Raw genomic sequence first — 21,626 nt, 5'->3', positions numbered from 1 at the left:
GTCAGGGAGATAGGTGTCGGCTGTCAGGCCGTCTTCGCAGGCAAGCCAGCTCCCACAATTGGATCGTGGGGTGTCAGGGAGATAAGCGTCGACTGTCAGCCCGTCACGGGAGCAAGCTCCCTCGCCACAGGTACGGCGTCGCTGCAGATAACGGCTCCCACAGAGGTCTGCATTTTAATTCAAGGGCAGGTTGAAACAGTGCCAAATGGGAGGTTTCAGCCTACCTTGTAGGATCCTGCCACATCTTGCCGTTTGGTGATCGTGAAAGCGGCACGTATGATGCATCCCAAACTCCCGCAGATTAGAAGCCTATGTCCCTGATAGTTCTACTGCTTCTGCCTTTTATCGGCAGCTGTCTGGCGGCCTTGCTGCCGCATAACGCACGTAACACCGAATCGCTGTTGGCCGGCCTTTTGGCACTGGTCGGTACTATTCAAGTCGCCCTGCTCTACCCTCAGATCGCCCACGGTGGCGTGATCCGCGAAGAATTCATGTGGTTGCCCAGCCTGGGGCTCAACTTCGTGTTGCGCATGGATGGGTTTGCCTGGCTGTTCTCGATGCTGGTGCTGGGCATCGGCACGCTGGTGTCGCTGTATGCGCGCTACTACATGTCGCCGGACGACCCGGTGCCGCGTTTCTTTGCATTTTTCCTGGCGTTCATGGGCGCAATGCTGGGTTTGGTGATCTCCGGCAACCTGATCCAGATCGTATTCTTCTGGGAACTGACCAGCCTGTTCTCGTTCCTGTTGATCGGCTATTGGCACCACCGTGCAGATGCGCGACGCGGGGCGTATATGGCGCTGATGGTCACTGGCGCAGGTGGGCTGTGCCTGTTGGCGGGAGTGATGCTGCTGGGGCATATCGTCGGCAGCTATGACCTGGACCAGGTGCTGGCGGCGGGCGATCAGATTCGCGCGCATTCGCTGTACCCGGTCATGCTCGCCCTGGTGCTGATCGGCGCCTTGAGCAAAAGCGCGCAGTTCCCCTTCCATTTCTGGCTGCCCCATGCCATGGCGGCGCCCACCCCGGTTTCGGCTTACCTGCACTCGGCGACGATGGTGAAGGCCGGCGTGTTCCTGCTGGCCCGCCTGTGGCCGTCGCTGTCCGGCAGCGAAGAATGGTTCTGGATCGTCGGCGGTGCCGGCGCCCTCACTCTCCTCCTCGGCGCTTACTGCGCCATGTTTCAAAACGATCTCAAGGGCCTGCTGGCCTATTCCACCATCAGCCACCTCGGGCTGATCACCCTGCTGCTGGGCCTCAACAGCCCACTGGCCGCAGTTGCCGCAGTATTCCACATTCTCAACCACGCCACCTTCAAGGCTTCGCTGTTCATGGCGGCGGGCATCATCGACCACGAAAGCGGCACGCGGGATATCCGCAAGCTCAGTGGGCTGGTGCGCCTGATCCCGTTTACCGCGACCCTGGCGATGGTCGCCAGCGCGTCCATGGCCGGGGTGCCGTTGCTCAATGGCTTCCTGTCCAAAGAGATGTTCTTTGCCGAAACCGTGTTTATCTCGTCGACCCAATGGGTGGAAATCGCCCTGCCGGTGATCGCGACCATTGCCGGTACATTCAGCGTGGCCTATGCCCTGCGTTTTACCGTGGACGTGTTCTTCGGCCCGCCCGCCACCGACTTGCCGCACACGCCCCACGAGCCGCCGCGCTGGATGCGCGCACCCGTCGAGCTGTTGGTGTTCACCTGTCTGCTGGTGGGGATTTTTCCGGCCCAGGTGGTCGGCTCGATTCTCGCCGCTGCCGCCCTGCCGGTGGTGGGCGGTACGCTACCGGAATATAGCCTGGCGATCTGGCACGGCTGGAACGCGCCGATGATCATGAGCCTGGTGGCAATGACCGGCGGCGTGGTGCTGTACCTGATGCTGCGCAAGCAACTCAAGCGTGGCCGCTTCGAATACCCACCGCTGATCGGCTACTTCAACGGCAAGCGCGGTTTCGAGCGCTGCCTGGTGGTGATGATGCGCGGCGTGCGCCGGATCGAGAAACGCATCAGCACCAAGCGCCTGCAAACCCAGTTGTTCCTGTTGGTGCTGCTGGCAGTGATCGGCGCGATGATCCCGATGATCAACAGTGGCCTCAGCTGGGGCGACCGCCCGAAAATCCCGGGTTCCATCGTCTTCGTCACCCTGTGGTTGCTGGCGATTGCCTGCGCCCTCGGCGCCGCCTGGCAAGCCAAGTACCACCGGCTGGCGGCCCTGACCATGGTCAGCGTGTGCGGCCTGATGACCTGCGTCACCTTCGTGTGGTTCTCGGCGCCGGACCTGGCCCTCACCCAATTGGTGGTGGAAGTGGTCACCACCGTGCTGATCCTGCTCGGCCTGCGCTGGCTGCCAAGGCGGATCGAAGAGGTCTCACCCCTGCCCAGCTCGCTGCGCAAGGCGCGTATCCGCCGCCTGCGTGACTTGCTGCTCTCCACTGTGGTGGGCGGCGGCATGGCGCTGTTGTCCTACGCGATGCTGACCCGCCAGACGCCCAACGATATCTCCTCGTTCTACTTAAGCCGTGCCTTGCCCGAAGGCGGTGGCAGCAATGTGGTGAACGTGATGCTGGTGGACTTCCGTGGCTTCGACACCCTGGGCGAAATCACCGTACTCGGCGCCGTGGCCTTGACCGTGTACGCCTTGCTGCGCCGCTTCCGCCCGTCCAAGGAAAGCATGGAGTTGCCACCCCAACAGCGCCAACTGGCACCGGACGTGGCCACCGACCTGGTCAACCCGCGCCAGGCCAGCGACACCGCCCTGGGCTTTATGATGGTGCCGGCGGTGCTGGTGCGCCTGCTGCTGCCGATTGCGCTGGTGGTGTCGTTTTATCTGTTCATGCGTGGCCACAACCAACCTGGGGGTGGTTTCGTCGCCGGGCTGGTGATGTCGGTGGCGTTTATCCTGCAATACATGGTCGCCGGTACCCAGTGGGTCGAGGCGCAGATGAGCCTGCGGCCCATGCGCTGGATGGGCTTCGGCCTGCTGTCGGCCACCTTGACCGGGCTGGGCGCGCTGTTCGCCGGGTACCCGTTCCTCACTACGCATACCTGGCATTTCAGCCTGCCGTTACTGGGCGATATTCATATCGCCAGTGCGCTGTTCTTTGACGTCGGCGTGTACGCCATGGTCGTGGGCTCGACCCTGTTGATGCTCACCGCCCTCGGCCACCAGTCGGTGCGCGCGCATAAACCGAGCAACCAGCCCAAAGTGGTTGCTGCAACCGAAGGAGCCGCCTGATGGAAGAAGTCATCGCAATAGCCATTGGGGTCCTGGCGGCCTCCGGCGTCTGGTTGATCCTGCGGCCACGGACGTTCCAGGTGGTCATGGGTTTGTGCCTGCTGTCCTACGGCGTCAACCTGTTCATCTTCAGCATGGGCAGCCTGTTTATCGGCAAGGAGCCGATCATCAAGGACGGCGTGCCCCAAGACCTGCTCAACTACACCGATCCACTGCCCCAGGCCCTGGTGCTCACGGCCATCGTGATCAGCTTCGCCATGACCGCGTTGTTTCTGGTGGTGCTGCTGGCATCCCGGGGCCTCACGGGCACTGACCATGTAGACGGCCGGGAGCCCAAGGAATGACGTGGATGAATCAACTGATCGTCGCGCCGATCCTGCTGCCGCTGCTCACCGCCGGGCTGATGCTGATGCTGGGCGAGAAACGCCGCCCACTCAAAGCCCAGATCAATCTGTGCTCCAGCATCGCCGGACTGGGCGTTGCCGTGCTGCTGTTGTACTGGACGCAACAAGGCGGCCCCGGCTCGATTGGTGTGTATCTGCCGGGCAACTGGCAGGTGCCGTTCGGCATCGTCCTGGTGGTGGACCAACTGTCGGCGATGATGCTGGTGCTGACCGGGGTTATCGGCGTCAGCGCGCTGCTGTTCGCCATGGCCCGCTGGGACCGTGCGGGCACCAGCTTCCATGCCCTGTTCCAGATCCAACTGATGGGGCTGTATGGCGCCTTCCTCACCGCCGACCTGTTCAACCTGTTCGTGTTCTTCGAAGTGCTGCTGGCCGCCTCCTACGGCCTGATGCTGCACGGTTCCGGCCGTGCGCGGGTATCGTCGGGGCTGCATTACATTGCGATCAACCTGCTGGCGTCGTCGCTGTTCCTGATTGGCGCGGCGATGATCTACGGCGTCACCGGCACGCTGAACTTTGCCGACCTGGCGTTGAAGATCCCGCTGGTGCCGGAGGCTGATCGCGGCCTGTTGCATGCTGGTGCAGCGATCCTGGCTACGGCGTTCCTGGCCAAGGCCGGCATGTGGCCGCTGAACTTCTGGCTGGCACCCGCCTATTCCTCCGCCAGCGCGCCGGTGGCGGCAATGTTCGCGATCATGACCAAGGTCGGCGTGTACACCGTGCTGCGCCTGTGGACCCTGTTGTTCTCCGGCCAGGCCGGGGCTTCGGCACTGTTTGGCGGCGATTGGCTGGTGTATGGCGGCATGGCGACCATCATTTGCGCGGCACTGGCGATGGTGGCGGCGCAGCGTCTGGAGCGCATGGCCAGCCTGAGTATCCTGGTGTCGGCGGGTATCCTGCTGTCAGCGGTAGGGTTTGCCCAGCCGAGCCTGACCGCGGGGGCGCTGTTCTATCTGGTCAGTTCCACCCTGGCATTGAGTGCGCTGTTTTTGCTGGCGGAGTTGATCGAGCGTTCGCGTTCGGCCAACGACCTGCCGCTGGATGAGGAGATTGATGCGCTGCCCAAAGCCATGGAATCGCTGCATCCGCGCCCGGGCGTGAACCTGGACGATGAGCAAAAAGCAGTGATCGGCCAGGTCATCCCTTGGACCATGGCCTTCCTGGGCCTGAGCTTTATCGCCTGCGCGCTGCTGATTATCGGCATGCCGCCGCTGTCCGGGTTTATCGGCAAGCTCAGCCTGTTGAGCGCGCTGATCAACCCACTGGGCTTGGGCAACGCCGTGGACGAGTCCATCCGCCCGGCGGCCTGGGGCCTGGTGGCGCTGCTGATTCTCTCTGGCCTGGCCTCGCTCATCGCTTTCGCCCGCCTCGGCATCCAGCGCTTCTGGACCCCGGAAGAACGCCCATCACCGCTGCTGCGCCGCTACGAGTGTGTGCCGATCTTCCTGCTGCTGGGGTTGAGCATCGCGCTGACCTTCAAGGCCGAGGCGCTGATGCGCTACACCCAGGCCACTGCCGAAAGCCTGAACAACCCGGAACACTACGTGATGGCAGTGCTCGCGACCCGGCCAGTGCCGAGCCCTGAAGCCAAGGCCGCCGCCCTGGAGGTGCAGCCATGAAGCGTCTGTTCCCGGCTCCCTGGCTGTCGTTGGCGTTGTGGGTATTGTGGCTGGTGCTGAACTTGTCGATCAGCCCCGGCAACCTGCTGCTGGGCGCACTGTTGGGCTTTCTTGCGCCGCTGATGATGGCGCCGCTGCGCCCGCTGCCGATCCGCATCCGCCGCCCTGGGGTGATCATCCGCCTGTTTTTCCGGGTCGGCCTCGATGTGATCATCTCCAACCTGCACGTGGCATGGGGCGTACTCACCTGCGGCTCCCGCCCACCGCGCTCGCGCTTTATCAAGATCCCCCTGGACCTGCGCGACGCCAACGGTCTGGCTGTGCTGGCGATGATCACCAGCGTGACCCCCGGCACCGTCTGGTCGGAGCTGGCCCTGGACCGCAGCATCCTGCTGCTGCACGTTTTCGACCTGGATGACGAAGCCTCGTTTATCCAGCAATTCAAGCACGCCTACGAACGGCCCCTGATGGAGATCTTCGAATGAGCGCCCTGCTCGCCAATGCGATCCTGTTCAGCCTGTTCCTGTTCTCCCTGGCCATGGTGCTGACCCTGGTGCGGCTGTTCAAAGGCCCCTCGGCCCAGGACCGGGTACTGGCGCTGGACTACTTGTACATCCTGGCGATGCTGATGATGCTGACCCTGGGTATTCGCTATGCCAGCGACACTTACTTTGAAGCGGCGCTATTGATCGCGCTGTTCGGCTTCGTCGGCTCGTTCGCCCTGGCCAAATTCCTGCTGCGTGGCGAGGTGATTGAATGATGCCGTTATGGGTTGAAATTATCGTGGCGGCGTTGCTGTTGCTCAGCGGCCTGTTTGCCTTGATTGGCGCGATTGGCTTGCTGCGAATGAAAGAATTTTTCCAACGCATGCACCCGCCAGCACTAGCCTCGACGTTGGGGGCGTGGAGCGTGGCGTTGGCGTCGATCATCTACTTTTCGGTGCTCAAGTCCTGGCCGGTGTTGCATGGCTGGTTGATTCCGATTTTGCTCGCGATCACCGTGCCAGTCACCACACTGCTGCTGGCGCGAACCGCGCTGTTCCGCAAACGCATGGCCGGTGATGACGTCCCCGCCGAAGTCAGCAGCCGCCGCTGATGTTTTTGTAGGAGCGCAGATCGTTCCCACGCTCTGCGTGGTAACGCCGCCCAGGACGCTCCGCGTCCGCCCCACTCGGGCGAGCGGGCGAGGCGGAGCGTCTCGGTATGCATTCCCACGCAGAGCGTGGGAACGAGAGTGCAAAAAAATGCCCCGAACCAGTCGGGGCGTTTTTTTATTCAGCGTGCAGCTATCAACGGTCAGTCAGCCAACCGCCACGTCGTCCCACCCTTGCCGTCTTCCAACACCACACCCATCGCGGTCAGTTGGTCGCGGATACGGTCGGATTCCGCCCAGTCTTTATTGGTGCGAGCCGCCAGACGCGCCTGGATCAGTGCATCTACCTCAGCGGCATCCACACGCCCTTCAGCGCCGGCTTGCAGGAAGTCATCGGCCTCCATTTGCAACACGCCCAGCACGCTGGCCAGTTCTTTCAGACGCGCCGCCAGGCCCGCCGCTGCGTCGATATCGGTCTCGCGCAAGCGGTTGATCTCGCGCACCATCTCGAACAGCACGGCGCAGGCTTCCGGGGTACCGAAGTCGTCGTTCATCACTTCGGTGAAGCGTGCCACGAAGGCTTCGCCGCCTGCCGGCGCCACCGCAGGCAAACCTTTCAACGCATGGTAGAAACGCTCCAGGGCGCCCTTGGCGTCCTTGAGGTTGTCTTCCGAGTAGTTGATGGCGCTGCGGTAGTGGCTCGACACCAGCAGGTAACGCACCACTTCCGGGTGGTACTTTTCCAGCACGTCGCGGATGGTGAAGAAGTTGTTCAAGGACTTGGACATCTTCTCGCCATTGATGCGGATCATGCCGCAGTGCATCCAGGCGTTGGCGTAGGTCTTGCCTGTGGCGGCTTCGCTCTGGGCGATTTCGTTTTCGTGGTGCGGGAACTCAAGGTCGCTGCCGCCGCCATGAATGTCGAAGGTCTCGCCCAGGCAGCAGGTGGACATCACCGAGCATTCGATGTGCCAGCCCGGACGCCCGGCGCCCCAGGGCGACTCCCAGCTCGGCTCGCCCGGCTTGGTGGCTTTCCACAGTACGAAGTCGAGCGGGTCCTGCTTGGCTTCGTCGACTTCGATACGCGCGCCGATGCGCAGGTCTTCGATCTTTTTACGCGACAGCTTGCCGTAGCCCATGAACTTGGCGACGCGGTAGTACACGTCGCCGTTGCCTGGGGCGTAGGCGTAGCCCTTGTCGATCAAGGTCTGGATCATCGCGTGCATGCCCGGGATGTGGTCCGTGGCACGCGGCTCCATGTCCGGCTTGAGAATGTTGAGGCGTGCCTCGTCCTCGTGCATGGCGGCGATCATGCGCTCGGTCAGCGCGTCGAACGACTCGCCGTTTTCGTTGGCACGGTTGATGATCTTGTCGTCGATGTCGGTGATGTTGCGCACGTACGTCAAGTCATAGCCGCTGAAACGCAACCAGCGGGTCACCAGGTCGAAGGCAACCATGCTGCGGCCGTGGCCGATGTGGCAGTAGTCGTACACGGTCATGCCGCACACGTACATGCGCACCTTGTTGCCGTCCAGCGGCTTGAAGACTTCTTTGGTCTTGCTGAGCGTGTTGTAGATCGTTAGCACGATGTTTCCCTTAAATCACTGGCCCCACGAATCTCGCAAGGTCACGGTACGGTTGAATACCGGAGCACCAGGTTTCGAGTCCTTGATATCCGCGCAGAAGTAGCCTTCGCGCTCGAACTGGAAACGGTCTTCCGGCTGTGCGTCGCCAAGCGATGGCTCGGCACGACAACCAGTGAGTACTTGCAGGGAATCAGGGTTGATGTTGTCGAGGAAACTCGCGCTGTCTTCAGCCTTCTCAGGGTTTGGCGAGCGGAACAGACGATCGTACAGGCGCACTTCGCATTCGATGCTGGCAGCGGCCGGCACCCAGTGGACCACACCCTTGACCTTGCGGCCTTCAGGGTTCTTGCCCAGGGTGTCCGGATCGTACGAGCAACGCAGTTCGACGATGTTGCCGTCGGCGTCCTTGATCGCTTCGTCCGCACGGATCACGTAACTGCCGCGCAGGCGCACTTCGCCGTTCGGCTCCAGGCGCTTGTAGCCTTTTGGCGGCTCTTCCATGAAGTCGTCACGGTCGATGTAGATCTCGCGGGCGAATGGCAACTTGCGCACGCCCAGCTCTTCTTTCTGCGGATGACGCGGCAGTTGGAGGTTCTCGACCTGGCCTTCCGGGTAGTTGGTAATCACGACTTTCAACGGGCGCAGCACGCACATGGCGCGCGGGGCGTTGGCGTCGAGGTCCTGACGGATGCTGAATTCCAGCATACCGAAATCGACTACGCCGTCGGAACGGTTGGTGCCGACCATGTCGCAGAAATTGCGGATCGACGCCGGGGTGTAGCCACGGCGGCGGAAGCCCGACAGCGTGGACATGCGCGGGTCGTCCCAGCCATGCACGTGTTTTTCATCGACCAGTTGCTTGAGCTTGCGCTTGCTGGTGATGGTGTAGTTCAGGTTCAGGCGGCTGAACTCGTACTGACGTGGGTGCGCCGGGACCGGCAGGCTGTCCAGGAACCATTCGTACAGCGGGCGATGGCTTTCGAACTCCAGGGTGCAGATGGAGTGGGTGATGCCTTCGATGGCGTCCGACTGACCGTGGGTGAAGTCGTAGTTGGGGTAGATGCACCACTTGTCACCGGTCTGGTGGTGATGGGCATGGCGGATGCGGTACATGATCGGGTCGCGCAGGTTCATGTTCGGCGAGGCCATGTCGATCTTGGCGCGCAGCACGCGGGCGCCGTCCGGGAACTCGCCGGCGCGCATACGGTTGAACCAGTCCAGGTTCTCTTCCACCGAACGGTCGCGGAACGGGCTGTTCTTGCCCGGCTCGGTCAGCGTGCCACGGTACTCCTTGGCCTGCTCGGGGGTCAGGTCGTCCACATAGGCCTTGCCGGCCTTGATCAGCTCGACAGCCCAGTCGAACAACTGGTCGAAATACTTGGAGGCATAGCGCACTTCACCGGACCATTCGAAGCCCAGCCACTTGATGTCGCTTTCGATGGCGTCGATGTATTCCTGGTCTTCCTTGGCCGGGTTGGTGTCGTCGAAACGCAGGTGCGTGACGCCACCGAACTCCTGGGCCAGGCCGAAGTTCACACAGATCGACTTGGCGTGGCCGATGTGCAGGTAGCCGTTGGGCTCAGGTGGGAAACGGGTGACGATCTGCGTGTGCTTGCCCGAATCCAGGTCCGCCTGGATGATCGGGCGCAGGAAATTGACCGGGACGGCAGGTCCGGCCTTGGTATTCGAGGTAGGGTCGACAGTGGGCTTGCTCATAGGATCCTTGAACAGACAGGTGCGTGGCCAGGTGGGGCCAGATAAAACAAAGGGCTCATAATAGCCGAAGCAGTCAAGACACATACAGAGCGCGGCCAATTAATTGCCCGGGCGGTAAAAAACCACCTCGAAATTCCCGCAGGGCACGCTAAACTGCGCGCCTTGGCCGTCGTTTAGCCAGACAGGTAAGGTGCCCAGGCGCCCACACCCACGAATTCCCTGAAAAGAGTAGCGAACATGACTCAAGTCAAACTGACCACCAACCACGGTGACATCGTTATCGAGCTGAACGCCGAGAAAGCGCCGATCACCGTCGCCAACTTCATCGAATACGTCAAAGCCGGCCACTACGAAAACACTGTTTTCCACCGTGTCATCGGTAACTTCATGATCCAGGGCGGCGGTTTCGAGCCGGGCATGAAAGAGAAGAAAGACAAGCGCCCAAGCATCCAGAACGAAGCGGACAACGGCCTTTCCAACGACAAGTACACCGTCGCCATGGCCCGTACCATGGAGCCGCATTCGGCCTCCGCGCAGTTCTTCATCAACGTCGCCGACAACGCCTTCCTGAACCACAGCGGCAAGAACGTGCAGGGTTGGGGCTACGCGGTGTTCGGTAAAGTCACCGAAGGCACTGACGTTGTCGACAAGATCAAAGGCGTATCGACCACCTCCAAGGCCGGTCACCAGGACGTTCCAGCCGAAGACGTGATCGTCGAGAAAGCCGAGATCGTTGGGTGATATTGCTGATTTCAGATTTGCATCTGGAAGAGGAGCGCCCGGACATCACCCGGGCGTTTCTGGATCTGCTCCACGGCCGCGCCCGTGGCGCCCAGGCGTTGTACATTCTGGGGGACTTCTTCGAAGCCTGGATTGGCGACGATGGCATGACCCCCTTCCAGCGTTCCATCTGCGCGGCTCTGCGCGAGCTGAGCGACAGCGGCACCCCGATTTTCATCATGCACGGCAACCGTGATTTCCTGATCGGCAAGGCGTTCTGCAAAGCGGCAGGCGCTACCTTGCTCAAGGACCCGACGGTCGTGCAGTTGTATGGCGAGCCAGTGCTGTTGATGCACGGCGACAGCCTCTGCACCCGCGACCTCGGCTATATGAAGCTGCGGCGCATCCTGCGTAACCCGGTTGTACTGTTTATCCTGCGCCACCTGCCCTTGGGCACGCGTCACAAACTGGCGCGCAAGTTGCGCAGTGAGAGCAGTGCTCAAGTGCGCATGAAGGCCAACGACATTGTCGATGTCACCCCTGAAGAAGTGCCACGGGTGATGCAGCAGTTCGGCGTGCGCACCCTGGTCCACGGCCATACCCACCGCCCCGCCATCCATAAGTTGCAGATCGGCGACCAGGCGGCCAAGCGCATTGTGCTGGGGGACTGGGACAAGCAAGGGTGGGCGCTGCAGGTGGATGAGCAAGGGTTTCAGCTGGCGGCGTTTGACTTCGTCAACCCGCAGTTGGCGTTGCCTGGCGCCTGAACCTCTGACACAACACCGTTCAACCTGTGGGAGCTGGCTTGCCTGCGATGCAGACACCTCGGTGTATCAGATGCACCGAGGTGATGCTATCGCAGGCAAGCCAGCTCCCACAGGGACCGCGCTGACCTTACAATCAGTGCCCCGAAGCCGCAGGCCCGGCCTTCGCCGTGAACGGTGGCTTGGCCAGCCACACCAGCAACATCAAGCCCATGAACATCCACCCCAGCAACGTGAAGTAATCCACGGTGGACATCATGTACGCCTGGCTGGTGAGAATCTGGTCCAGTTGGGTATAGGCCTTCTGCCCTGCCCCACCCAGCGCCTGCAACGCATCGCGGGTGGTCGAGTCGTAGACGGTCATGTTCTCGCTCATGTAGGCATGGTGCTGGTCGGCCCGGCGAATCCAGATCCAGGTTGTCAGCGAGGCCGCGAAGCTGCCGCCCAAGGTGCGCAGGAAGGTCGCAAGCCCCGCGCCGTCGGCAATCTGGTGCGGCGGCAGGTCGGACATGAGGATGCTCAAGGTAGGCATGAAGAACAGCGCCACGCCGATGCCCATGAACAGCTGCACCATGGCGATGTGGGTGAAGTCCACTTCGTTGGTGAAACCGGCGCGCATGAAGCAGCTCAAGCCAATCGCCAGGAACGCCAGGCCCGCCAGCAGGCGCAGGTCGAACTTGTGCGCGTACTTGCCCACGAACGGCGACATCAGCACCGGCAAAATGCCGATCGGTGCCACCGCCAGCCCGGCCCAGGTGGCGGTGTAGCCCATCTGGGTTTGCAGCCACTGCGGCAGGATCAGGTTGATGCCGAAAAAGCCCGCATAACCCAGGATCAACACGATGGTGCCGATCCGGAAGTTACGGTGCGCGAACAGCCGCAGGTTGACCACCGGGTGCTTGTCGGTCATCTCCCAGATCACGAACACCGCCAGGGCAATCACCGAAATGGCCGCACCCATGATGATGAAGTTGGACTCGAACCAGTCCAGGTCATTGCCCTTGTCGAGGATGATCTGCAAGGCGCCCACGCCGACGATCAGGCTCAGCAGCCCAACGTAATCCATCGGCTGATAACTGGTGACCACCGGACGCTTCTTCAACTGCGAACGCACCACCATCACCGCAAAGATACCGATGGGCACGTTGATGAAAAAGATCCACGGCCAACTGTAGCTGTCGGTGATCCAGCCGCCGAGGATGGGCCCGGCAATCGGCGCGACCACCGTGACCATCGCCAATAACGCCAGGGCCATGCCGCGCTTGGCCGGTGGGTAGACCGCAATCAGCAAGGTCTGGGTCATCGGGTACAGCGGCCCTGCCACCAAACCTTGCAGAACCCGAAAGCCGATCAACTCAGGCATCGAGGTGGAAATACCGCACAGGAACGACGCCAGCACAAACAGCAGGGTCGCCCACAAAAACAGCTTCACCTCGCCAAAGCGCCGGCTCAACCAACCGGTGAGCGGCAAGGCGATGGCGTTGCTCACCGCAAACGAGGTGATCACCCAGGTGCCCTGCTCCGAACTCACCCCCAGGTTGCCGGAGATAGTCGGCAACGCCACGTTGGCGATGGTGGTGTCGAGCACCTGCATGAAGGTCGCCAGCGACAGGCCAATAGTGGCCATCAACAGGCTGGGTGGCGTGAACGAGGCGTTATTGCTCATCAGCGTTGCGCAGCCTTGGGAGCGGCGACGCTGTTGTCATGGATCAACTGGTTGATCATGGCATCGGCCTCGGCCAATTGGCGGTCATACACGTTGGTGGTGAACGAGGCTTTTTGCGGCGCCTGTTGCGCCAGCACCGGGCCGCTCTGGTCGTGCAGGTCTACGTTGACCACGGTGCTCAAGCCCACTCGCAGCGGGTGTTTGGCCAGCTCTTCGGCGTTGATATGGATGCGCACCGGTACCCGCTGCACGATCTTGATCCAGTTGCCGGTGGCGTTCTGCGCGGGCAGCAAGGCGAACGCGCTGCCCGTGCCGGCGCCAAGGCTGTCGACGGTGCCGCTGTACTTGACGTCGCTGCCGTAGATGTCCGACTCGATATCCACCGGCTGGCCGATGCGCATATCCCGCAGTTGGGTTTCCTTGAAGTTGGCGTCGATCCACAGCTGGTCCAGCGGGATCACCGCCATCAGCGCGGTGCCCGGTTGGACGCGCTGGCCCAGTTGCACGGTGCGCTTGGCCACATAGCCGGTGACCGGCGCGATCAAGGTGCTGCGCGCATTGGTCAGGTACGCCTGGCGCAGTTGCGCGGCGGCCGCTTGCACATCGGGGTGGGACGAAATCACGGTGTCATCCACCAGGGCATTGGTGGTTTTCAGTTGTTGCTCAAGGTTGGTCAAGGCGTTCTTGGCGGCGGTCAGGCTGTCGCGAGCGTGAGACAGTTCTTCCTGGGAAATCGCGCCGCCCTGGGCCAGGGTCTTGCGGCGGTTGTAGTTGTCCTGGGCGGTTTGCACATCGGCTTTCTGCGCATTGACCTGGGCTTTCATGCCATCGACGTTGCTGTACAGGCCGCGTACTTGGCGCACGGTGCGGGCCAGGTTGGCCTGGGCACTCTGCAGGCCGACGGCGGCGTCGTTGGGGTCGAAGTTGATCAGCACCTGGCCTTCATGGACCAGGTCGCCATCGTCGGCGCCAATGCTGACCACGGTGCCGGTGACCAGCGGGGTGATTTCCACCACGTTGCCGTTCACATAGGCGTCGTCGGTGCTTTCATTGAAGCGCCCGTAGAACTCATACCAGGCCCACACGCCCACCACACTCAGGATGACGATCAGCGCCAGGCCGATCAGCATCACTTTGCGTTTGCGGGGGTTGGTGTCTTTGGGTTGTTCGGTTGCGTTGTTGCTGTCGGCAGTGGCCATGACAAATACCTCAAATTATTCCGTGCGTGTAGCTGGGGTGGTCGCGGCCACGCTGTTGACGTGGTACCCGCCACCCAGGGCCTGCATCAATTGAATCGACAGGTCGATCTGCGCCGCATTCAGGGTGGCCAGCTGACGCTGGGCCTGCAGCAATTGCTGCTCGATGCTGAGCACATCCAGGTAGTTACCGATGCCTGAGCTGTAGCGTTGCACCCCGGTGTCGTAGGACTGCTGCGCGATGTCGGCGGCATGTTGCTGGGCCTGGATCTGCCGCCCGGTGTCGCGCAGTTGGGACAGGCTGTTGCCGATATCGCCCAAGGCTTGCACCAGGGTTTTGTTGTACTGGGCCACGGCCAGGTCGTAGTCGGCGTCGCGGGCATCGAGATCAGCACGCAGACGGCCGCCGTCAAAGATCGGCAGCGAAATCGTCGGCGCAATGTTGAAGAAGCGGCTGGCCGAACCGAACATCGCATCGCCCAGCAACGACTCGGCACCTGCGCTCGCGCTCAGGTTGAGGTTGGGGTAGAAGCGGGTCTTGCTGGCAGCGATGTTCTTGCTCGCGGCCTCTACGCGCCAACGTGCGGCGACCAAGTCCGGGCGACGGCCAAGCAACTCGGCAGGCAACACCGCCGGCACGGCCACGGCGCTGGGTTTGAGCACCGCTGGGCGCGCCAACTCGTCACCGCGGTCCGGGCCTTTGCCGAGCAACACAGCCAACGCGATCTTGGCGCTTTGCAGTTGTTTTTCCGCGTCAATCAGTTGCGACTGAGAGCTGGCTTCCAGGCTCTCGGTCTGCTGGAACTGGTACTCGCTGTCGATACCGGAACTCAGGCGGCGCTTGCTCAGGTCGAGCATCTGGCGGGTACGCTTGAGGTCATCGACGGCCAGGTCACGCACGATATGGGCCTGGCCCAGGTCGCTGTAGGCCTTGGCCACGTTCGCGGCCAGTGTCAGGCGCGCGGCCTGCTGGTCGACTTCGGCAGCACGGGCCTCGCCCAACGCCGCTTCCCAGGCGGCGCGCTGGCCGCCCCACAGGTCGAAGTTGTAATTGAAGCTGGCGCCGATGTTGCGCACCGTCGAATAGGCATCGCCCTGCCCGCGTGGGTCCTGGTCCTTGGCCAGGCGCGAACGGCTCACGCCGGCGCTGGCATCCAGGGTCGGCATACGGGCGGCGTTGGCGGCATAGGCGGCGGCTTCGGCCTGATGGGCGCGGGCATCGGCCACTTGCATGTCGGGGCTGTTTTGCAGGGCCTCCTGGATCAGGCCATCGAGCTGTGGGTCGCCCAGGCTTTTCCACCAGTCAGCGGCCGGCCAGGCGGCGCTCGACAGCGTCACGCCGCTGAGGGATTTACCGGTGTGCAAGGTATTGGCGTCGAGGCGCTGGCCCTGGGTGTCGAGGCCGCTGTAATTGGCGCAACCGGCCAACGTCATCGCCGCCAGCACCAGGCTGAATGCGCGTGTGTTCATGATCTACCTACCCGCTGGATCGTGATGGGGTCACCCGCAGCGATCAGCATTTTCTTCAGGATCCGCTCCAGGGTTTCCAGCTCGCCCGGCTCAAGCACACCGGCCAACTGGTTGAGAGCCTTGGCGCCGATGTGCGGCAGCATGTCCGCCAGGCGCTGGCCCTCGGCGGTCAGCACCAACTGCACCTGGCGCCGGTCCAGCTCGGAACGCTTGCGGCTGAGCAGGTCTTTTTGCTCCAGTCGGTCGAGCATGCGCGTCATCGAACCGCTGTCCAGGGACAGGTTGCGGCACAACTCCGCCGGGGTATCGACGCCGAACTGGGCCATGATGATCAACACCTTGAACTGCGCGGCGGTGATGCCGTGGGGTTCCATATGGGTGTCGATGATGCGGTCCTTGAGGATCGCGGCGCGGCCCAGCAACAGCCCGAGGTGGCAGTTGTGAAAGTTGTCAGGGGTGAAGTGAGGCATTGAAAGTCACCTTATTACTGCCTAGGCAGTGAATGTGTGACGAGATGTTACTGCTTAGGCAGCGAATGTCAAATGGAATAATTAGGTTGCTTGGTAGTTGAGTAACTTAGAGCCTTGGACAGCAATCAAATCAGCGAGAGTCCAGTTAAGGCTTTTTGTAGGAGCGAGCTTGCTCGCGAAAAAACTCACGGGCACCGCGTGCATTCAGGATGCACGCGTTATCGTTGACGTTTTTCGCGAGCAAGCTCGCTCCTACATTTTTTGATCGGGCAAGGTTTAGAAATCGCGCTTGTAGAAGATATCCAGGGAACTCGCTACGCCCGTGGCCACTTCCAAGTACACCTTCTTGCTCAGCAGGTAGCGCAAGGCAATGGTGTTAGCCGGTTCGAACACCCCTACCCCATAACGCAAGCTGAGCTTCTCGTTGATCTTGCCGCTGGCCACCACGGCGGTGCTGTTACCCGTACCCTGGGTGTCCAGATCAAAATCCTGAATCCCCAGCTTGTTGGCAATATCCGAGGTCACCCCCGCGCTGCCCATCAAACCCAGACCCAGGGCGGCTTCGGCGAGCATGTTGTTGTCTTCGCCGGTGTTGGTGCGCGAACGGCCCAGCACCAGGTATGACAACGCATCTTCCTGGGCCATGGCCGGCTCGGAAAAGATCTGCGTGGTGGGCTGTTCGGCGCTGCCGCTCAGGCGAATACCGGCGGTCACGGTGCGGGACGATTCGACCACCACGCGCACCGCCTCGATATCCAGAAACGGTTGGTCCAGCGGCCCGGCAAACAACAGGCGTGCACGGCGCACGTTGAGGCGCTGGCCGTAGGCGCGGTAGCGGCCGTCGTTGAGCCACAGCTCGCCACGGGTGTCCATGTTGTCGCCGATATGCACGTGGCCCTGGACCTTGGCGGTGAGGCCGAAGCCGGCGAAGTTGAGCTGGTCCTCGCCCACCTCCACGTCGATATCCATGGCCATGGCCATCGGCGCTTTGCCCTCTTCGGTCTGGCTGCCGATGATCACGGTGTCGTCGGACACCTTGACCGTCGAAGGCGGCAGTTCGCGCACGGTGATATCGCCACGGGGGATGTGGACTTTGCCGGCAATCGCCAGTTTGTCGTTCTTTAGGCTGATCTTCAGGTCGGGTGCTACCTCCAGCTTGGCGTAGGGTTCCACGGTGACCGGCAGTTGCGAGCCTTTGAGGCTGAGGTCGACCACCAGGGCGCGGCCCCAGTCGATCTGGCCCTTGAGGCTGCCCTGCCCGGCTTTGCCGCTGTGCCAGCCGCCGTTGAGCTGCACGCTTTCGCCGGCGATTTGCGCCTGCAGGTTCAGGCCCTCGAGGCTGATGGGCAGTTCCGGCCCGGAGATTTCGCCGTCCACAAGGTTCAGGTTGCCGTTGACCAGGGGCGCGAGCAAGCCGCCGGAGATGCGGCCATTGCCGTTGAGTTTGCCGCTGAGTTTTTCCACCATGGGTACAAAGGGCCGCGCTACGGCGAGGTCCAGACCCGTAAGGCTGAAATTGCCGGTGATCGGCTTGTTGCTCGGCAGCGGATTGATCTGCGCCTGCAACAACAATTGGCCAAGCTTGCCGCCACGGAAATTCAGCTGGGTGTCGATGCGCTTGGGATTGAGGGTGGTTTCCAGCTTCAGGGTGTCGTAGGGGAAATCCAGCCACTGGCCCTTGTCGCGCACGCGCAAGGTGCCGCCACTGGCGTCCACCGCGACCACACCTTTTGGGCCGCTCTGGGGCAAGTCGAGTTGCACATCGGCGTTGAGCCTGCCCTGCCAGGCGAAGTCTTTGGGCAAGAACCCCGCGAGGCTGTCGAGAGGGAATTGCTTGAGGTGGTAACGCAACTTCGGCTCGGGCATCAGGCGCTGGTCTTCCCCACACAGGCTGGCGCCACCGGAGACCCAGCAGTGCGCACCGAAGGTCAGCTTGCCATCGGCCAGGCGTTCGATCTTCGCCGGGGCTTGCAACCGCCAATCCTGGCCACCGGCTTGCACGTCGCCACTGGCCAGGCGCCCGCGCCAGTTGTCTTTGTCAAGGCTACCATCCAGGGCCAGGGCCAGTTTGACCAGCGGGCCAGTCAGCGCCAGCTGGACTTTCTGGTTCTTGATATCGCCCTGGGCGCTGGCGGTGAGGTTGCCGACTTGCGTCTCGCCGCTTTGAATGCCGTTGGCCTTGAGGTCGAGCTTGGCGCGCTGGACGCTATCGAGGTTGGCGTCCAGGTTGAGGGTTTGCAGACGGTTGTCGGCAAAGGCCAGTTGCTGACCCTTGAGGTCGAGCTTGCCTTGAGGGGCTTTCAAGGTGCCAGCCACTTCGACACGCCCGTTGACTTGCCCACGCAGTTGCGGCCAGAGCTGGGCCAGGCGCGCCAGCTTGATGTCGATCTGCCCGGCCAGACGCTGTTGCAGGCTGCCGCTGCCGTTGATGCGGTTGTCGCCCAGGCGGATGTCCAGGTTGGCGAGGGTCCATTGTTCGCCGGCGCCTTCGGCCTTGGCCGCCAGCACAGCGGTTTGCCCGCGCAGGCGGCCCTTGAGGTCGAGGTCAGCGTTGAACTTGAGTTGTTCGTTCTTGAACTCACCTTTGCTGCGCAGCGGCCCGGCCAGGGTGCCGGGCAACTCTGCGACCCAGTAGGCAGGGTTCAGCGCCGACAGATCCAGCGCAGTGTCCCAGGCAATGCCGTCGGCAAATTGCAGGTTCAGGTGGCCTTCGGCCTTGCCCTGGCCGGCACTCAGTTTCAGCTCAGGCAGGAAGACCTGCTTGAGGTCGCCACTGAAGGGGGTGACCACATTGAACTTGCCCGCCGGGCCGTCGAGGTCGGCCTTGAGATTGCCCAGGTAGTTGCCGTCTTTATAGGAGATTTCACCGTTGAAGGTGCGCAAGGCCACTTGCGGTTCGTCAATGACCGGATAGAGGCGATGCCAGGGGAAGTCCAGCCAGTCGATCTTGGCGTCCGCGCTGAAGCCTTGTTGCCAGTCCAGGTTGGCACTGAGCTTGAGGCTTTGCTTGTCGCCGGCCGTCAGGTCCAGGCCAGCAATCTGTGCGCCCTTGGCGTCAACCTTGCCCTTGAGCAGTAAATCCACCGGGCCGTTTTCGGCCGGTAGCACGGCCTTGCCCAGCAACTGGTAGCCATTGCTCAGGTCGCCTTTAGCGTTCAAGTCCAGTTGATTGAGTTGCAGGGTATCGGGCAGGTCTGCGCTGGGTTTGAACGACTCGGAGGTGATGTGCACCTGCGCCGGCAGGTTTTCCACCAGGGGTTGCAGCTCGCCAGTGAGCTTGGCCGGCAGATAGCCGCTGCTGTCGGCGTCGAGCTTGAGGGTCTTGAGCAAGTCGCCGTCGAGCTTGAGAGCAACGCTCCAGGGCGCGCCGCCCGGCGCATAGGGCAAGCTCAGGTTACCGGTGGCATTCAACGGCCAATCGCCGCTGGGTTGCAGCAGACCGGCGAGGTCCAGTACCAGATCGTCGCGCTGCAGATGCACCGAGTCGATCTGCAGGCCGGCGGTAGTCCAGTGCGCCACCAGTTGCAGGCCCTTGAGTTCTTCATTGCCGTTGAACAGCAGGCTGCCAATGCGAACATCGCCCAACTGGAGCGAAACCGGCAGCTTCAGGTCGGGCAGTTGAATCGGCCCGCTGTCGCTCTCTTCGGCACTGGGGGCGAATTCCAGGCTGACCTGTTCCACATCCAGTCGGTTGATGCACAGGGTCATGCGCAGCAGGCAGCCGGGCGTCCAGTCAAACGTCGGTGCATTCAGCTCGACGCGGCTGCCATCCTGCTGCCACAGCAAATGATCGGCACTCCACTGCCCGCCCAGGCGCCCCTGGAAATTTTCCACGCTCAAACCTGGCACCTGGGCCAAGGCCCAACGACTGCCCGCCTGGGTGCCAAGCACTGACCACAGCGCCAACAACAGCAAGACGAGGATGGCAACCAACGCCAGCCCCGCTATTTTCAAACCACGCATCACAGCTCAGGCCCCATGGAAAAGTGCAAGCGAACGCCGCCCGGATCTTCGAGGGCATGGGCCAGGTCGAGGCGAATCGGCCCCACCGGCGACACCCAGCGCACGCCGACACCCACGCCGGTTTTCAGGCTGGGCAAGTCCAGGTTGTTGAAGGAGTTGCCCTGGTCGACAAAGGTCGCGATACGCCATTTATCGGTGATGGAATATTGATACTCAGCGCTCAGGGCCACCATGTAGCGGCCGCCGATGCGGTCGCCGCGATCGTTCTCGGGCGATAGCGTCTGGTACTCGTAGCCGCGCACACTCTGGTCACCACCGGCGAAGAAGCGCAAGGAAGGAGGCACGGATTTGTAGCCATTGGTGGCACTGCCGCCAAATTGCGCACGGCCCAGGAAGCGGTGGTTGTCCCACAAGGTGGTCAAGCCCTTGACCGTCGCTGTGCCGTAAAGCAAGTTGGTGTCGGACCCAAGGCCCTCTTTGGCGACCTTGGTGTCGAACATCAGGCGGTAGCCATGGTGCGGGTCGATGCGGTTGTCACTGCGCAGGTAGGAATAACTCACGCCAGGCATCAGCAGGTTACTCAGGCCCGAGTCATTGCCCAGGCGATATTCTTCGCGCTGGTACTTGAGGGAGATCACCCGCGTCCAGCCACTGGGCAACTTGCTGTGCCATTCGGGGCCGATGGTGAGCAGCTTGCTCAGGGTGTCAGTGTTAGCGATCTCTTCATTCTGGTAGCCGCCAGCAAAGCGCAATTTGTCAGTGAGCGGCGGGTCGAGCGGGATGTCGTACCACAACCCGACGTTCTGCCGTGGCGCCGACAGTTCAGCTTCCCAGCCATAACTGTGGCCCTGTGGGTTGACCCAATGGCGCGTCCAGTTGGCTTTGCCCCGTGGGCCGACGTCAGTGGAATAACCCAGGCCCAGGCCCATGGTGCGCGGCTTGCGGGTGTCCAGTTGCACCGCCACCGGGATCACATCATCGGTGGCGGCGGTGGGGCTGGCGTCGACGCGCACGCCTTCGAAGAAGCCACTGGCTTGCAGGTTCTGGTTGAGTTCGGCGACCAGTTCGGAGTCATAGGGTGTGCCGGGCTTGAACGGCACCATGCGCTGCAACAGCTCTTCATCAAAGGGCGTGTCGCCGGTGAAGCTGACCTTGCCCATGCTGTAGCGTGGGCCGCTGTCGTAAATGAGTTCGATGTCGGCCACGCCCGCTTGAGGGTCTATGGCAAGTTTCTGGCTGGTGAAGCGCCCGCTGAAAAACCCGTAGCGCGAGGCCTGGTTCTGGATCAGGCGCTTGGCGTCTTCGTAATGGCCGTGATTGAGCACGGCGCCGGGCTTGAGGTCGTCGCTGGCGGGCACGCGAAACGCCTTGAGGCTCGCAGCCTGGCCATCGACCCTTATGGTGACGTCGCGCAAGTGCACCGGTTCGCCGGGGTCGATGGTGAGGGTCAGGCGCGGGTTCTTGCCGCCCTTCACCTCGCTGTTGATCTGTGGCTGATAGTAGCCCAGGGCCTGCGCGGCTTTGCGCGCCTGCTCCTCGGCGCCACGGCTGAACCGCAGCAAGGCTTCTTCATCACGATCGCCCACACCGCCGATATAGCCTTCGATGTTGGCTTTCAGCGCGTCGTTCGAGGGTTTGATCCGCACGTCCAGTTCGCTTTGCGCCAATGCGCCGCAGCTCGTGAACAGCAGAATCAAGCCGCTGGTAAATCTTCCTGGAAACTTCAT

General features: G+C 62.2%; 16 protein-coding genes. 8 read left to right on the top strand and 8 right to left on the bottom strand.

What is annotated here, in order from left to right; translation table 11 throughout:
- Nucleotides 1-311 precede the first annotated feature (311 nt).
- Genes FXO12_RS02030 through FXO12_RS02005 form a run of 6 tightly spaced genes read left to right on the top strand, consistent with a single transcriptional unit; the run spans nucleotide 312 to nucleotide 6,351 of the window.
- On the top strand, nucleotides 312-3,233 hold the full coding sequence (locus FXO12_RS02030) for a monovalent cation/H+ antiporter subunit A (RefSeq protein WP_057974920.1): 2,922 nt from the start codon (nucleotides 312-314) through the stop codon (nucleotides 3,231-3,233).
- Nucleotides 3,233-3,577: a Na+/H+ antiporter subunit C gene (locus FXO12_RS02025; RefSeq protein WP_003192163.1), complete on the top strand. Its 345-nt coding sequence runs from the start codon at nucleotides 3,233-3,235 to the stop codon at nucleotides 3,575-3,577. Before FXO12_RS02030 ends, FXO12_RS02025 begins: the two co-directional genes overlap by 1 nt.
- Complete coding sequence (locus FXO12_RS02020) at nucleotides 3,574-5,256, top strand: monovalent cation/H+ antiporter subunit D (RefSeq protein ID WP_034127904.1); 1,683 nt, start codon at nucleotides 3,574-3,576, stop codon at nucleotides 5,254-5,256. The genes FXO12_RS02025 and FXO12_RS02020 overlap by 4 nt, the downstream gene beginning before the upstream one ends.
- A complete protein-coding gene (locus tag FXO12_RS02015; RefSeq protein WP_014718934.1) occupies nucleotides 5,253-5,741 on the top strand; it encodes a Na+/H+ antiporter subunit E in 489 nt (162 codons plus the stop codon). Before FXO12_RS02020 ends, FXO12_RS02015 begins: the two co-directional genes overlap by 4 nt.
- Nucleotides 5,738-6,016: a K+/H+ antiporter subunit F gene (locus FXO12_RS02010; protein WP_003192168.1), complete on the top strand. Its 279-nt coding sequence runs from the start codon at nucleotides 5,738-5,740 to the stop codon at nucleotides 6,014-6,016. The genes FXO12_RS02015 and FXO12_RS02010 overlap by 4 nt, the downstream gene beginning before the upstream one ends.
- Nucleotides 6,013-6,351 (top strand): Na+/H+ antiporter subunit G, encoded by a 339-nt coding sequence (locus tag FXO12_RS02005; protein ID WP_057974921.1) that lies wholly within the window; start codon nucleotides 6,013-6,015, stop codon nucleotides 6,349-6,351. Before FXO12_RS02010 ends, FXO12_RS02005 begins: the two co-directional genes overlap by 4 nt.
- 200 nt (nucleotides 6,352-6,551) lie before the next feature.
- On the opposite strand, the gene cysS is transcribed toward FXO12_RS02005, so the two are convergent.
- Nucleotides 6,552-7,934 (bottom strand): cysteine--tRNA ligase, encoded by a 1,383-nt coding sequence (gene cysS / locus FXO12_RS02000; RefSeq protein WP_034127906.1) that lies wholly within the window; start codon nucleotides 7,932-7,934, stop codon nucleotides 6,552-6,554.
- 15 nt (nucleotides 7,935-7,949) lie between these two features.
- On the bottom strand, nucleotides 7,950-9,650 hold the full coding sequence (locus FXO12_RS01995) for a glutamine--tRNA ligase/YqeY domain fusion protein (RefSeq protein WP_160049511.1): 1,701 nt from the start codon (nucleotides 9,648-9,650) through the stop codon (nucleotides 7,950-7,952).
- 237 nt (nucleotides 9,651-9,887) lie between these two features.
- Here FXO12_RS01995 and FXO12_RS01990 point away from each other — a divergent pair, with 237 nt between their 5' ends.
- Together FXO12_RS01990 and lpxH are read left to right on the top strand one after the other, a co-directional pair.
- Complete coding sequence (locus tag FXO12_RS01990; protein WP_003174772.1) at nucleotides 9,888-10,391, top strand: peptidylprolyl isomerase; 504 nt, start codon at nucleotides 9,888-9,890, stop codon at nucleotides 10,389-10,391.
- On the top strand, nucleotides 10,388-11,137 hold the full coding sequence (gene lpxH, locus FXO12_RS01985) for a UDP-2,3-diacylglucosamine diphosphatase (RefSeq protein WP_014718941.1): 750 nt from the start codon (nucleotides 10,388-10,390) through the stop codon (nucleotides 11,135-11,137). Before FXO12_RS01990 ends, lpxH begins: the two co-directional genes overlap by 4 nt.
- A 133-nt stretch (nucleotides 11,138-11,270) precedes the next feature.
- On the opposite strand, the gene FXO12_RS01980 is transcribed toward lpxH, so the two are convergent.
- The 6 genes from FXO12_RS01980 to FXO12_RS01955 all read right to left on the bottom strand — a co-directional run bounded on the left by FXO12_RS01980 (nucleotide 11,271) and on the right by FXO12_RS01955 (nucleotide 21,626).
- Nucleotides 11,271-12,800 carry a DHA2 family efflux MFS transporter permease subunit gene (locus FXO12_RS01980; RefSeq protein WP_057974923.1) on the bottom strand — a complete coding sequence of 510 codons (1,530 nt, stop codon included), beginning with the start codon at nucleotides 12,798-12,800 and terminating at the stop codon, nucleotides 11,271-11,273.
- Nucleotides 12,800-13,999, bottom strand: coding sequence for an efflux RND transporter periplasmic adaptor subunit (locus tag FXO12_RS01975; protein ID WP_034127907.1), 1,200 nt, complete (start codon nucleotides 13,997-13,999; stop codon nucleotides 12,800-12,802). Before FXO12_RS01975 ends, FXO12_RS01980 begins: the two co-directional genes overlap by 1 nt.
- A 15-nt stretch (nucleotides 14,000-14,014) precedes the next feature.
- Nucleotides 14,015-15,466, bottom strand: coding sequence for an efflux transporter outer membrane subunit (locus tag FXO12_RS01970; protein WP_054897284.1), 1,452 nt, complete (start codon nucleotides 15,464-15,466; stop codon nucleotides 14,015-14,017).
- Entirely contained in the window at nucleotides 15,463-15,936 is a 474-nt protein-coding gene (locus FXO12_RS01965) for a MarR family winged helix-turn-helix transcriptional regulator (protein WP_014718945.1), read from the bottom strand. The genes FXO12_RS01970 and FXO12_RS01965 overlap by 4 nt, the downstream gene beginning before the upstream one ends.
- A gap of 276 nt (nucleotides 15,937-16,212) precedes the next feature.
- Nucleotides 16,213-19,899, bottom strand: coding sequence for a translocation/assembly module TamB domain-containing protein (locus tag FXO12_RS01960; RefSeq protein ID WP_082631480.1), 3,687 nt, complete (start codon nucleotides 19,897-19,899; stop codon nucleotides 16,213-16,215).
- Complete coding sequence (locus tag FXO12_RS01955; RefSeq protein WP_057974926.1) at nucleotides 19,899-21,626, bottom strand: autotransporter assembly complex family protein; 1,728 nt, start codon at nucleotides 21,624-21,626, stop codon at nucleotides 19,899-19,901. Before FXO12_RS01955 ends, FXO12_RS01960 begins: the two co-directional genes overlap by 1 nt.

Source organism: Pseudomonas sp. J380 (genome assembly GCF_009827115.1).
Classification (GTDB): Bacteria; Pseudomonadota; Gammaproteobacteria; order Pseudomonadales; family Pseudomonadaceae; genus Aquipseudomonas; species Aquipseudomonas paracarnis.
The sequence above is the reverse complement of the archived record's forward strand: the minus strand, read 5'-3'. Positions and strand labels throughout refer to the sequence as shown.